Here is a 12,864-nt window from a genome sequence, read left to right as displayed (position 1 = left end):
GAACATGGCAAACCAGAACCTCAAGCCCGCCTTATGCCTGATCGTCGCGCTATTGCTTCACGGCTGCGCCCTGCCCGGCCGAGATTCAGACACGATCATGATCGGTAACGTCACGGTGATCGACCCGGAGTCACGGCGCGTCCTCGAAGGCCGCGATGTGCACATCGTCGATGGCCGGATCGCGACCATTCGACACACGGGAGCCGACAACCACGAACGCCCCGGCTATATCGACGCCGAGGGCAAGTTCCTGATACCCGGCCTCATGGACATGCACGTGCACCTGGCCCACCCGATGTTCTCCGACAGCACGCTGGAATTGCTTCTGGCCAACGGCGTGACGAGCGTCAGAGAGATGAGCGGAGACTGCTGGGAACCGAGGGGGGAGATCTTCGCCTGCATCGACGACTACCGCGAACTGCAGGCCGAAATCGAGGCCGGACTCAGGCCCGGGCCGCATATCGAAAGGCTGTCGAGCGCCATCGTGCGAGGGCCGTCCGAACGTCGGCCGCCCCACGTGCCCGAGGGCGCGCCGGATTTCGTGACCCCGACCGATGCCGCCCAGGCGACCACGCTCGTCGGGCACATCCGGGCGCGCGACGTCGACTTCATCAAGACCTACAGCGGATTGCCCCGGGGCGCCTACTTCGCGCTGCTCGAAGAGGCGAAGGCGGCCGGACACGAAGTCAGCGGCCATGTGCCGCATCCGGTCTTGGTGCTGGAAGCGTCGGAACGCGGTCACCGAACCATCGAGCATGCGCGGGTCATCCCCCGCGACTGCAGTCGGACCGGATCGGAGCTGCGCTCGATGTGGCAGCGCCGGCTGGCAGGCGACGTCGATGTGGAAATGCCTGAAGTTGCCGAGCAACTGAATGCAATCGTCACCTCGTTCGATCCGGCGCTATGTCGCCGGCTGCTGGCCGAGCTTGTAGACAACGGCACTTACTACGTGCCGACGCACGAGACGCGGGAGATGGATGCCCGCGCCGGGAACGCCGACTACCGCGAGGATCCCCGGCTCGCCTATGTGCCGACGATGCTGCGCGGCTTCTGGCAGCAGGACCTGCAATCGACTGCCAACTCGTCCTCGGCAGAGGACGTGGCCGCCTATGCGGCGTTCTTCGAACACGGGCTGATGATCACGCGACTGGCCTTCCAGTCGGGCGTGCAGATCATGGCCGGCACGGATGCCAACGACACGATATCCTTCCCGGGCTTCAGCCTGCACGACGAACTGCTGCATCTTTCCCGGGCCGGCCTCCCGCCGATGGACGTACTTCGTGCTGCGACGACAACACCCGCGGCATACCTCGACCAATCCGACCTGCTGGGGGGGATCGCGGTCGGCAAGCGAGCCGACCTGTTGCTGCTGGATGCCAATCCGCTGGAGAACATCTCCAATACCCGCTCGATCGATTCGGTGATATTCAATGGAAAACTACTGAATCGCGTGACGCTGGACGACCTTCTTGATGCCGCCCGATCACGAGCCGACAACCATCCCGCCGGCAACTCGTAAACTGACATGGGACAAATTGACGGCAATCTCGACCACCCCGAATCAGAACAACGAAGGTGACCGATCCGATGAACCGCACTCTTTCAATCATTCTCTTCTGCCTCATGCCGATCGCCGCCTACTGCGCCGAAGGCAAGAAGCTGGCCATCACCATCGACGACCTGCCCGTGGCCAGCGCGACGCCGGTCTCTGTCGACGAGAAGCGGGAAATCACCGAAAAGATATTGTCGGCGCTGCGCGACCGTGACGCGCAGGCGGTCGGGTTCGTCAATGAGGACAAGCTGCTCGAGGACGGCGGTATCGACGCCAACGTCGCCCTGCTCGAAGCGTGGCTGGACGACGGCATGGAGCTCGGCAACCACACCTTCGGGCACGTCGGCATGCACGAGACCGAGTTGTCCGCCATGAAGGCGGCGGTCTTGAAAGGGGAGCCGATCTCACGCTGGCTGTCGGAACGGGCAGATCGCCCCTATCGCTACTTCCGGCACCCTTTCACGCAAACCGGCGATTCGATCGAGGAACAGTTCGCCTTCGAGAGCTTCCTGGCCGCGCACGGCTACACCGTGGCGCCCTTCACCATCGAACACACCGACTACCTGTTTTCCTGCATCTACGACCACCTGGCAGCCGGCGAAGACCCCGGGATGGATCGGACGGCGCTCGTTGCCGAATACATGCAGCACCTCGGCGACGCCATCGACGCATTCGAGACCATGAGCGATGATCTCTTCGGCCGGCCGATCCCGCAGATCTGGCTGATCCACGCCAACCGGATCAACGCCGCCACCCTGTCCGATTCGCTCGAACTGTTCAAAAGCCGCGGTTACGAATTCGTCACGCTCAAAGAGGCCCTCGAGGACCCCGCGTACGCCACGATGGCGGGCCCCAGCAAGCGCTACGGCCCCTCATGGCTACTCCGCTGGGCCCGCTCGATGAGGATCCGACCCAGCGTCTTCGGCCAACCCGACCCCTCCGAGACGGTCATGAATGCCTTCCGCAATAGCTGCCAGTAGCCGCAGAACGCCTCGACGGACTGACCAGGATCGGCCAAGAGATCACGCCATACGTCACCCCGGACGGCCGATGGCTGCTGTTCTCGCGTGACGGCGATCTCTACTGGGTCACCGCGCAGCGACTTGAACAGGATCAGGAATAGTCGTGGCACACTGGGCCAAGTCGGTCGCTGCCCGGCGCGCAATCTGCTGCTGGACCAACCCAAAGGCGGGTTGACCCACGGCGCAGCAACACGAATGACTGCCTTCCAACGTCCGCGCCCACGGGAGAGAGGATGCAATTCGAACCAACGGATGCCGGCGGCACACCCCGCGGGTACCGGATCGCCCGCCACCTGACGAGGACGACCCAATGAAAATCGTCCTGATTACCGGCGCGGCGGCGGGTCTGGGCCGCGCGATGGCCAGGCGCTGGTTCGATGAAGGCTGCAGCCTGGTTCTCGCGGATCTCGATAAGGCAGAGCTCGAAACATTCGAGCGCGAGCTGGACGCCGCGGATCGCGTCCTGACACGAACCCTGGATGTCACCGACCAGCAAGCCACCGCCGACCTGCTCGAAGCCACCCGCGAGCGCTTCGGCCGCCTCGACATCCTGGTCAACAACGCCGGCATCACCCACCGCTCGCCCGCGCACCGCACCGACCCGGCAGTATTCGAAAAGGTCATGGCCGTCGACTGGCAGGCACCGGTCGAACTCACCCTGGCCGCCCTGCCCCTGCTGCGCGAGTCGAAGGGCCAGATCGTCAACATCGGCTCCATGGCCGGCTGGATGCCCCTGCCCGGCCGCGCGGCCTACGGCGCGGCCAAGTCGGCGCTGACGCAGTTCTTCGAAGTGCTGCGCATGGAACTGGCCGACGACGACGTCGACGTCCTGATGGTCTACCCCAGCTTCCTCAAGACCGATATCGAAGCCAACGCCCTCGGCGCCGACGGCCAGCCGGCCCGCCACGCCCAGAGCCGCATCGGCAAACCGAAGGACGCCCACTGGATGGCCGAACGCATCGTGCGCACCGCCGAGAAGCGCAAACCCTGGCTCTACCCCGACCGCCTGTCGAGAATCGGAAGCCTGCTGTGGCGAATCGCCCCGAGCCTGTACCTGAAGCTGATCCGCCGGAAATTCGAAGGAGACCTGCGCTGATGCTGCCGTGGATCTGGCTGGGCGTCTGCATCCTGCTCTCGTCGACCATCGAAGCCATCACCGGCTTCGGCTCGATCGTCATCGCCCTGTCCCTGGGCGCCCTGCTGCTGCCGATTGCCAGCATGCTCCCCGTGCTGGTGCCACTGAACATCTTCATGACCGGCACCATCGCCTGGAAGAACCGCCACCATATCGACAAGGCATTTCTGCTGAAACTCGTCCTTCCCCTGATGGCCGCCGGAACGCTGGCCGGGTATTTCCTGCGGCCCTGGCTGGGGGAGAGCCTGCTCAAGATGCTGCTCGGCGTTCTGATCATCTGGTTTGCATCCCGCGAACTCTGGCGCCTGATCAAACACGTCCCAAGCCACCGCCACCCGGCATGGTTGAGCCGGGTCCTGACCTTCGCCGCCGGTATCACCCACGGCCTGTTCGCCTCGGGCGGCCCGCTGCTGGTCTACGCCATGGCGGGCAAGCATCTCGACAAGGGCAGTCTCAGGGCGACGCTGGTCACCGTCTGGTTCAGCCTGAATCTCGGGCTGACCGTGGCATTTCTGATCGACGGCACGCTGATCCCCGCATTGCCGAGGGTGGCGACGTACTTGCCGGTGCTGGCAGCGGGCTATTTCCTGGGGGAGTTCCTCCACCACCGACTCGATGAGCGGCGCTTCAGGCAGGTGGTTTACCTGATGTTGATCGTTACCGGCCTCGCGCTGATTGTTCGATAACGCCTCGCAGCAGCGGCCAGACCAGGAGAGTCAGCGAAACGCATTCACAATCAATCATGTAGATCACGACGCGGTAGTGCGTGGCCCAATCACAAGAGCCTCACACGCGCTCAGCGAAATTATCGCCTCTCTCATGCTGGCGCGCTCTTCAAATGAAAACGATTTCAGGTTTGCTGTTGGTGGTGTTCATACAGGCCCTCTTCTTCCAGACAGCCCTCGCCCAGGAACAAGAAGCAGCTTTGGTGCCCTTGCCCTCGCTCGACGACTTCACGAAGGGTGAGGACGGCTGGGGCTTCGGGCTGGGCCTGGGCGTTGAATACGAATCGGCCTACGAAGGATCGGATGAGTTCGGCTTCGAAGTCCAGCCTGCCGGCGCAGCACAGTGGCGCAGGGGTGATGACATTTTCTACTGGGCCGGTGAGGCGCTGGGCTGGCGTGGCCTTCGTGCTGATACGTGGCTGTTCGACGCCGCCGTGGCCTTCGATGAAGGCCGGGAAGAAAGTGATTCCGATGACGGCCGCCTGGATGGGCTGGGCGATACGGATGAGGGCATTGAAGTCGTGCTGCAAGCGCGCCGCGCTTTCAATGCCGATTGGCGTTATTGGCTGGATGGTCGAGTCGTCACCGGCGAAAACGGAAACCTGGGGATCTTCGGCGTAGGGCGCCGCTTCGGCGAACGAAAGGACGGAAGCGGTTCTGAAATTGGTCTCGTTGCAGTCTTTCACGATAGCGAGCGCGCCAACAGGGATTTCGGCATCAACGCGTTGCAGTCAGCCGCATCAGGACTCAATGAGACCGATCTGAGTGGCGGATTCCGATCGATCGGGGTCAATTACAGCTATCGCAACTATATCAGCGAGAATTGGCAGATTTTCGGCGAGGCGCTCTATGAACATTATGGTAGCGACGTTGCCGATAGCCCAATCACACGCAACAACTACGAAGCCGAGGTCGGCGTCGGATTCATTTACGTGTTCTAAATCGCATAACCAGGAACCAGCCTGCCCTTCTTGCCGCATGACCTGCACAGCCCAAGTTGCGTACAGACAAGTACTGCCTTGCATAGGTCGGGCAGTGCAAGTTCGTCCGACACCAGGTTCGGATAGCTGGTCAACACGGCCAGCGCTGATGCCGGCCAGGAGCTGTCGCTCAGCGACGGTGGTGTCAGTGGGGCGTACAATCCATTGGCGACCCTTCCGCGAGAGGCTTCCACAGTGAACCGCCTGTTCGCCCTGCTCCTCCTTGGACTCCCCGCCGTACTGGTGTGCGGCTGCTCCGGCGTTGGGTCGGATCCCATGACCTCACTGGAACATGCCCGCGCTCTCGACGAGCCCCGCCCGGTCGCCGCATTCCGGCTTGCCGACCAACATGGGCAGGTATTCGAGGATACGCAGTTGCGCGGGACCTGGAGCGTGCTGTTCGTGGGCTTCACGCACTGCCCGGATATCTGCCCCGCCACCCTGTCGCTACTGGCCTCGGCTCAGAAGCGTGCGGGTATCGCGCCGGATCGGCTGCGAACGATTTTCGTGAGTGTGGATCCGGAGCGGGATACGCCGGGGCACCTGGCCGAATACATGGGCCACTTCAATCCCGAATGGAAGGCGCTGACCGGCGAGAAGGCGGTGATCGATCGCCTGCTGGGCAGTCTGGAGATGGCCTACGTGCGCGTGCCGATGGGGAACGGGGAGTACACCATGGATCATTCAACGGCGCTGGCGCTGATCGATCCGGAGGGGCGGATGCGTGGTTACTTTGCCGCGCCGTTGAATGCCGCGGAACTGGCCGAGGACCTGGGGAAGATCGCCCGGGCCGGGCGCTGAAGGTGGGGATGGCGCGACGCAACTTCGCTTCGAACCCGTCGGTGCGGATACGCGCTAGTGGGCCATGCGGCTAATCAGGTAGCGCTCAGAGCCACTGCTGTCGGGATTGGACTTTGCGGTACCATGGTCGCGCACAAGCGGGAGGGAGGTATCGGATCGGTGTACAAGTTGCTTGCAGTATGGGTGGTGCTGGCCTGCAGTCTGGCTGATGCGCAGGTCTATCGGTGGGTGGACGAGGATGGCAATCTCCATTTCAGCGACCGCAAGCCGGTAGAAGAGAGCTCTGAAGAGCTTGATATCGAGCCGATCAACAGCTACACGGCGGTGGAGATCCAGCCGGCGCCCCAACCGACCGACGAAGGCCATCGGCCGCGGGTCATCATGTATGCCACCGACTGGTGTCCTTACTGCGCCAAGGCCAGGCAGTACTTCGCCGACAACGGCATCCGCTACACCGAGTATGATATCGACGAGGATCCGGCGGCCCGACGCCGCTACGAGGCGATGGATGCCACCGGGGTGCCGGTGATCCTGGTCGGCGATACGCGCATCAACGGCTTCAGCGTGAAAGGCTTCGAGCGCGTATATGAATAGGCCCTGTTGAGGTCACCCCGGCCGGGCGTGGCGTCGTTTGCACGTGAGCCGAACCCTCATTCGCGTATTGAAACCGGGGGCAACCACTCACCGGTCCAGTTGCTCGTTGCACTCATCGGCTGGCCTGGCCATGCCCTCGCCGATGGGTTCGAGCAAGAACCGGGCGCTGCAAGGCGGCCCGGCCCCTGGCTGACTCAGAAGCGGGAGCTCTCCAGCGCGACGTCGGCCTGGGCCCAGGCCGTTTCGAAGCGGAGCAGAACCCGGTCGGATTCGCCATTGCGGCCCTGGGCGCGCAGTGCCTGGCTCAGCCCATAGAGCGACCAGCCGTTTTCCGGATTGCGGCGCAACTCGGCGCGGTAGGCGGCCTCGGCTTCCTCGGCGCGGCCTGCTTCGAGCAGCATGGCGCCCAGGGTGTGGCGCACCGGTGCGTGCCAGCCCGGTGGTTCGTCGTACGGCAGGTCGTCTTCGATGTCACGAGCGGCCTCGAGGGCCGTCAGGGCCGTCTCCAGGTTGCCGCTGGCGTGAGCGAGCTCGGCGGCCAGCACGCGCTCGGCCACGCGCACGCCACGGATCAGTGAGTAACGCTGCCACATCATGAGTTTCTCGATTTCCGGGTCGGTACTGGCCTGCAGCAGGGCCTGATAGTGTGCCTGTGCGTCGTTCTGGCGTCCGCTGCGCACAGCCGCCATGCCCTGCGCGTAGTGCCAGATGGCCCGCATGTACGGCAAGTCGTCGGCCGGTTTCGGATCGTCGACGATGTCGTCCCACAGGCCGAAGCGGACCTTGGCGAACAGCGGCGTGAGCGCGAAGTTCTGCATGCCCTCGAAGCCCGGCGTGCGCATCAGGTCAGGGTCGCTGGTGCGTGCGTGAGTTTCCTCGGCGGCGGCCAGGGCGATGTCGCGTGCGCCTTCCATGCTGGCGGCAAACCACAGGAAATGGTGGTTGTGGGGCACGTAGCCCAGCGGATACACCCCGGGACCCGGCCGGCAGGCGGCCAGGTAGGCGTTATCGGATTCGATGGCCAGTTGATTGGCGATGACGGCGTCGTGGTAGCGGCCCACCCGGGCGTAGATATGCGCGGGCATGTGCACCAGGTGGCCGGAGCCGGGAATCAGGGTGCGCAGGCGGTCGGCGGCGGCTACGCCCCGCTCAGGGTGTTCCGAGGCCTCGACGGCGTGGATGTAGAGGTGCAGCGCGCCGGCGTGCTCGGAATCGCGCTCGATCACGCTTTCCAGGACGGACACGATCTCATCGATGCGCCCGACGGGCTGGCCGTTCATGGTCCAGTAGTCCCAGGGTTGCAGGTTCATCAGCGATTCGGCGTAGAGCGTGGCGGCGTCCAGATCGTCGGGGCGGGCGGCGACCAGTTCGGCCATGGCGTCGGCATAGGCGCGGTCGAGGCCGCTGCGGTCTTCGGGCGGGTTCTCGGCGTAGCGCGCCGACAGAGCCTCGATATAGGCCTGCTGCCAGGATGGCGCTTTATCGGCCAGGGACTGTGCCGCCCGTATTCGCTCCCAGGCAGCCGCGTTGTTGACCGGATCCATGCCAGCGTTCACAGCACCAGAGCGGCGCCCCACCAGCACAGAGCGCACTGCGGATCGAGTTCGACCGCTTGCAGGAACGACCGCTCGGCGGCCTGGTGATTGAAGCCGTAGGTCAGCGCCAGTCCCTGGTCGAACCACTGCTGGACCTCCGGACTGGACGCGTCGATGCTCAGGCTGTAGTTGCCAAGGCCCTCGAGCATCGTCGCGCCAACCGGGGCCACCTCGGGGAGGTAGGATCTCGATCCCTTGCTGCCGGCAAAGAGGTCCATCCCGGAATCGGGCGTTTCACTGGCGGAGTCGCAACCTGCAATTGCAAAGAGCAGGCAACATCCGGAAACCGCGTTCACGAACTTCTTCATGACAATCATCTCCAGCCAACAGTAGAGCCTTGTACCCCCGCTTCCGGGGGGCGTCCGTGCGGAAGCCCACGGTCGCGGTGCTCCACCGGATCCGACTGTCGCGCCTGTCCCATTGAAATCGGCAATCGAAGTCGCAGCGCTCACCGGTTAGCGACGGTGATCCGGACGCCAATACCCGATTCGAGCGTGAAATGACCCATTGACCGACCATCAGCCTCATGACGCCGACCTGGGCCGGCGACTTGGCGCAGTACCGCGGCTCACGCGGCCGCTGCAGAACAGCCCGCTGTCGGCGCTGCCGCACACGACCATCGTGCAGACCGAGGACGAGGCGGCGCTGGTCGGAGTTTGCGACTTAAAAGCGATTCCTGAAGGTCACCGACGACAACCCTGCCGGGCCGAAGCAGCGCGCGTGGCCTGTGGCGCGCAACGCATCAGGTAGCGGTTCAGGAAAGCGTGTGGAACAGCGGCGGCATGACAAGCGTCCAGACGAGCACCAGCAGCCAGAGTCGCCCTTGGCGCAGATTGTAGTCGCGCAACAGCTTCTCCCACGAGTGGCCGACGACATAGTGACCAAAACCGAATTCGAAGGCCATGGTGGCGGCGAGCCAGACTGCGCCCACCAACCAGGCCTGCCCGATCGAAGCAAGAGGCCAGAGGCTGCTGACACCCCAGACAAGTAACCCGGTCAAGACAATGGCCGTGAACGTGGAAACCTGGTGGGCAGCCAGCTCGGATAGACGTCGACCGTAGGTGTACTGGCGAAGCGTGCCGTTTGCAACACCCACCGCGGCCAGCAGGAACCAGCACAGCAGATATTCGATCATGGGCTTTTGCTCCCCTGCACGATGACGTCGTCAACCGGCCGCCTGAGTGATCCGGGCATCTCCGGCCCGCGGCCGATACGAACAACCAGGTCGGGTCGGCGATCGCCCAACTCCAGGAATCGCGCGAAGTCCGGCCGCAGCTCGGCGACCTCGACCGGCTGATTGATGAACGCGGTCTTCAGACCCAGCGCCGTCGCTTGCAGTGCCACGCGCTGATAGCAGCGACCGGCCTCGATCCAATGCGGTTTGTCATTCGATTCCGAATGGATGACGGCGACAGCCGAGGCACTCAGGATGTGCTGGCGATCCTTGGCATTCTGCTTGGCGGCGGAAAAACCGAAGCGCATCGCAAGTCGGCCCAGCCAGCGGGGCACCGCCGGGCTGCCCATGACCGGGCCGTAGAGTCCGTCCCCGGTATCGGCAGCTTCACCGGCGTTGAAGCGAATCCAGGACTTCAGCTCCCGCGCCCAGGCCTCGTCGTCGAACTGCAGGCTGTTGCCGCGAGCCACGTACTCGGCGACCTCGTTCATCCGACGCCGGTCGGTGATGAGCAGGATCGACACGCCGTCCCCCTGCCCGGCCGCCTCGAGCTTGTGCAGTTCGTCTTCGGTCAACCGGGAACCATCGTATTCCGATCGGCTGCACTGGCGTTCTGCGATCGCATCGAACAGCGCCGAGCGTTTTGGTGCGGCCGCCCCGAAGCGGATATGCAGACCCGATGTCTTCGGGTCATAGGTGCAATGTCCTTCCAGCCCGGCGGCACGGGCAGCGATCAGCAGGTTCTCGGCGGCACAGCCCAGGCTGGCGTAGAGGTGATGATCATCCGGATCCACCGCCGGACAGCGCCGTTCCAGGTCCGGCAGAATTTCGATGGCGCTCTCGTACAGCCTGAACAGCCAGGGCTGGGTGTTGTGGCTGGACGCGGCCAGCGTGGCGTAGTGGACCAGCGTGCGGTAATCCCTGCTTGCCTCGTTGATCGGGCCGGGGCGGCGAATGGCATCGGCTTTCGCAGCGTAATCCATGCTCACATTCTCCCTGAGTTCGGTATCCCAACCCAGTATGGGCCGCATCCGCTACAACCCTTTGATTGACGTCAACCAGGCAGCATCGCCTCCTCAAAGCCGTAGTGAGGCCTATTCACAGAAGGCAGTCCATCCAGTCCAGCGCCATATGGATCAGAAGGCCCAGTCCGACCAAGTGAAGCACGCGGGCGGTCGGCTGCAGATCCTTGGCAGGGCCCTTCCGGCGCCGAAGCAGCGGAAACAAGAACAGCGCGGCGTAGACGGCGATCGCGGGCATGGTGTGCAGCGGATGGAAGCCGATGGAGCAACGCTCGGGATCGTAGATCGGAACAGCCAGCAGATGGTCGGCATCGACCAACATGGTGGCGACCATGATCAGCACCGCGCCTTGCCATCGATTGCGGTAGAAAGTGAAAGCCACCAGCAGCGGCACCATGAAATGCAGGGCGATATGGATCATGCCCAATGCTTCCTCGCGATATACACGCCGTGACTGAGATACGCCTTGTATTCTGAATACAATTCGATCTCTCGGCGTTCGGCTTCGACAATGGCGCGCGCCTCCTCACTGCGGCCGTGGCGTTCAAGTAAAGCCCAAAAATCGGCCTGGAGGGGCCCATAGAAGTCGTCAATCCAGCAATGCTCCGGCAAGGCGAAATAGCCGATCGTTGAATAGCCGTTGACCTCCAGCTGCCCGATCTTGGCTGAAGGCGTGCCGATTTCCGGATACTCGCCGTCCCGGTACTGCTGGATCTCCGCCGTTTGTCCATGATTCAACAGCCCTAAAGCCCTAAAGACTGGCCACGCGATTGCGCCCGGCTTCCTTGGCCTGATAGAGCGCCTGGTCGGCACGGGCAACAACCGACTCCATGGCGTCTTCCATGGCGACTTCAGTCACACCGATGCTGATGGTCAGCTCGACACTCTTGCCGCTGAAAGTGAAGCTGCGTTCGTCCACGACCTTGCGAATCTTCTCGGCAACCTGCGCAGCCTGGCTGGCATTGCAGCCGGCCATCAGGACCAGGAACTCATCACCGCCCCAGCGACACAGGGTATCGGACTCGCGGATGATGCTGTTGGCAACATCGGCAAATTGGCGCAGAACGCCGTCTCCTGCCTGATGGCCGTAGCGATCGTTGATGGTCTTGAAACCATCGAGATCGATGCACATCAAGGCAACGGCCTCGTTGCGCCGACGTGCATTGCCGACCACCTGGCCGAACAGCATCTGAAACACGTGACGGTTGGCAGCACCGGTGAGCTTGTCGGTGGTCGCCATCTGCTCGAGGCGGCGCTGGTAGCGGTTGAGGGTGACATAGACCAGGCCGAGAATCAGACCGGTGATCGTCAGGGCCAGGATGATGTTGACCCCGAGCGCACGCAGAAGCTGACCCTCGGCTTCGTTCTTGCTCTGCTCGACGAGCAGATACCAGCCGAACTCCGGCACCAGCCGGCTGTTGAGGAATACAGTCTCACCCTGCTCGTTTTGATACGTCAGGGACGTGCTCGGGTTGGTCAGGATGCGCGTGGCGAACTGGGCCAGCCCGGGACGCTGCTGCAGGTCCGGATGCGAGTCGTCCTCATCGCTGGCCAGGGTGACCGCGCCATCCCGGTCGACAAAGTAGATGTCGCGGCTGTATCGCCGCTCGTAGGACTCGATCAACTCTACGACCTGCTCTACGGCCAGACCGATGCCGGTCAGCCCCAGGAAGCGACCCTGACCGTCGACGACGCGGTAGTTGACGAAGATACTCAGGCGAGAGCGGTCTGCCGTGTCGTGGTCGATGTTGATCTCGTAATCGTCGGTCATCCTTCGCGCCCGGAAATACCAGCCGTCGGCCGGATCGTCGGGAGCGACCTGCTTGATGATGCCGGTGGGGTGGTAGTAGTTGTGCGTGTCTTCGGAGACGAAGAAGGCCGTCGTCGTGCCGTATTCTCGCTGAATCTCGCGCAGGTAGCGAACGATGGCTTGGGGGTCTTCTTCCCCGGCCGTGATCCAGTCCCGGACGAAGGTGTCGTTGGCCATCAGGGAGGAAATGAGGATCGACCGCAGGAGATCACGCTCGATCTCGGAGTAGACGTTGTCGCTGGTCAGCGGCAGGATTTCGCCGGCAATGCGCTCGTCCATCGAATGCTCGGCCACGAAGTAGCTGAGCACGCTGGTCAGGAGGAAGCCCGAGCCCAGCAGGGCTAGCAGCGCAATGACGAAACGATTTCTGGCTGGCAGCATGATCAACCCGGCGAACGCTAAGAAGCGGGTTGCCGCTCCAGTCCATGGGCGGGTTCCCCTTACACTGGCGCCA

The 12,864-nt window shown here is 63.3% G+C and carries 15 protein-coding genes; 8 read left to right on the top strand and 7 right to left on the bottom strand.

The window, feature by feature from the left end:
- The first annotated feature begins 4 nt into the window (after nucleotides 1-4).
- From DZC52_RS12710 to DZC52_RS12675, 7 genes are all read left to right on the top strand, one after another.
- Nucleotides 5-1,519, top strand: coding sequence for an amidohydrolase family protein (locus DZC52_RS12710; protein WP_116651523.1), 1,515 nt, complete (start codon nucleotides 5-7; stop codon nucleotides 1,517-1,519).
- A gap of 68 nt (nucleotides 1,520-1,587) precedes the next feature.
- Nucleotides 1,588-2,532, top strand: a complete 945-nt coding sequence (locus DZC52_RS12705) for a polysaccharide deacetylase family protein (protein ID WP_147307702.1) — start codon at nucleotides 1,588-1,590, stop codon at nucleotides 2,530-2,532.
- A 352-nt stretch (nucleotides 2,533-2,884) separates the two neighbouring features.
- Nucleotides 2,885-3,670: an SDR family oxidoreductase gene (locus tag DZC52_RS12695; protein WP_116651521.1), complete on the top strand. Its 786-nt coding sequence runs from the start codon at nucleotides 2,885-2,887 to the stop codon at nucleotides 3,668-3,670.
- Entirely contained in the window at nucleotides 3,670-4,395 is a 726-nt protein-coding gene (locus DZC52_RS12690; RefSeq protein WP_116651520.1) for a sulfite exporter TauE/SafE family protein, read from the top strand. Before DZC52_RS12695 ends, DZC52_RS12690 begins: the two co-directional genes overlap by 1 nt.
- 152 nt (nucleotides 4,396-4,547) lie before the next feature.
- Complete coding sequence (locus DZC52_RS12685; RefSeq protein WP_116651519.1) at nucleotides 4,548-5,375, top strand: MipA/OmpV family protein; 828 nt, start codon at nucleotides 4,548-4,550, stop codon at nucleotides 5,373-5,375.
- 315 nt (nucleotides 5,376-5,690) lie between these two features.
- On the top strand, nucleotides 5,691-6,215 hold the full coding sequence (locus DZC52_RS12680) for an SCO family protein (protein ID WP_147307701.1): 525 nt from the start codon (nucleotides 5,691-5,693) through the stop codon (nucleotides 6,213-6,215).
- A 159-nt stretch (nucleotides 6,216-6,374) separates the two neighbouring features.
- A complete protein-coding gene (locus tag DZC52_RS12675) occupies nucleotides 6,375-6,809 on the top strand; it encodes a glutaredoxin family protein (RefSeq protein ID WP_220338371.1) in 435 nt (144 codons plus the stop codon).
- A gap of 194 nt (nucleotides 6,810-7,003) precedes the next feature.
- Here the strand turns inward: DZC52_RS12675 and DZC52_RS12670 are convergent, their stop codons facing one another.
- Nucleotides 7,004-8,353: a hypothetical protein gene (locus DZC52_RS12670; RefSeq protein ID WP_116651516.1), complete on the bottom strand. Its 1,350-nt coding sequence runs from the start codon at nucleotides 8,351-8,353 to the stop codon at nucleotides 7,004-7,006.
- Nucleotides 8,354-8,361: 8 nt separating this feature from the next.
- Nucleotides 8,362-8,712: a hypothetical protein gene (locus DZC52_RS12665; RefSeq protein ID WP_147307700.1), complete on the bottom strand. Its 351-nt coding sequence runs from the start codon at nucleotides 8,710-8,712 to the stop codon at nucleotides 8,362-8,364.
- Between the two features lie 199 nt (nucleotides 8,713-8,911).
- Here DZC52_RS12665 and DZC52_RS15405 point away from each other — a divergent pair, with 199 nt between their 5' ends.
- Nucleotides 8,912-9,154, top strand: a complete 243-nt coding sequence (locus tag DZC52_RS15405) for a hypothetical protein (protein ID WP_147307699.1) — start codon at nucleotides 8,912-8,914, stop codon at nucleotides 9,152-9,154.
- Nucleotides 9,155-9,158: 4 nt separating this feature from the next.
- Here DZC52_RS15405 and DZC52_RS12660 read toward each other — a convergent pair whose 3' ends face one another.
- From DZC52_RS12660 to DZC52_RS12640, 5 genes are all read right to left on the bottom strand, one after another.
- Nucleotides 9,159-9,539, bottom strand: coding sequence for a hypothetical protein (locus DZC52_RS12660; protein ID WP_116651514.1), 381 nt, complete (start codon nucleotides 9,537-9,539; stop codon nucleotides 9,159-9,161).
- Nucleotides 9,536-10,561, bottom strand: coding sequence for an Acg family FMN-binding oxidoreductase (locus tag DZC52_RS12655; RefSeq protein ID WP_116651570.1), 1,026 nt, complete (start codon nucleotides 10,559-10,561; stop codon nucleotides 9,536-9,538). The genes DZC52_RS12660 and DZC52_RS12655 overlap by 4 nt, the downstream gene beginning before the upstream one ends.
- 115 nt (nucleotides 10,562-10,676) lie before the next feature.
- Nucleotides 10,677-11,021, bottom strand: coding sequence for a DUF6122 family protein (locus DZC52_RS12650; RefSeq protein WP_116651513.1), 345 nt, complete (start codon nucleotides 11,019-11,021; stop codon nucleotides 10,677-10,679).
- Nucleotides 11,018-11,338: a hypothetical protein gene (locus DZC52_RS12645; protein WP_116651512.1), complete on the bottom strand. Its 321-nt coding sequence runs from the start codon at nucleotides 11,336-11,338 to the stop codon at nucleotides 11,018-11,020. The genes DZC52_RS12650 and DZC52_RS12645 overlap by 4 nt, the downstream gene beginning before the upstream one ends.
- A 13-nt stretch (nucleotides 11,339-11,351) precedes the next feature.
- A complete protein-coding gene (locus DZC52_RS12640; protein ID WP_116651569.1) occupies nucleotides 11,352-12,791 on the bottom strand; it encodes a sensor domain-containing diguanylate cyclase in 1,440 nt (479 codons plus the stop codon).
- Nucleotides 12,792-12,864 lie beyond the last annotated feature (73 nt).

Source organism: Wenzhouxiangella sediminis (assembly GCF_003410055.1).
Taxonomy (GTDB): Bacteria; Pseudomonadota; Gammaproteobacteria; order Xanthomonadales; family Wenzhouxiangellaceae; genus Wenzhouxiangella; species Wenzhouxiangella sediminis.
This window is presented reverse-complemented; position numbering and strand designations above follow the sequence as displayed.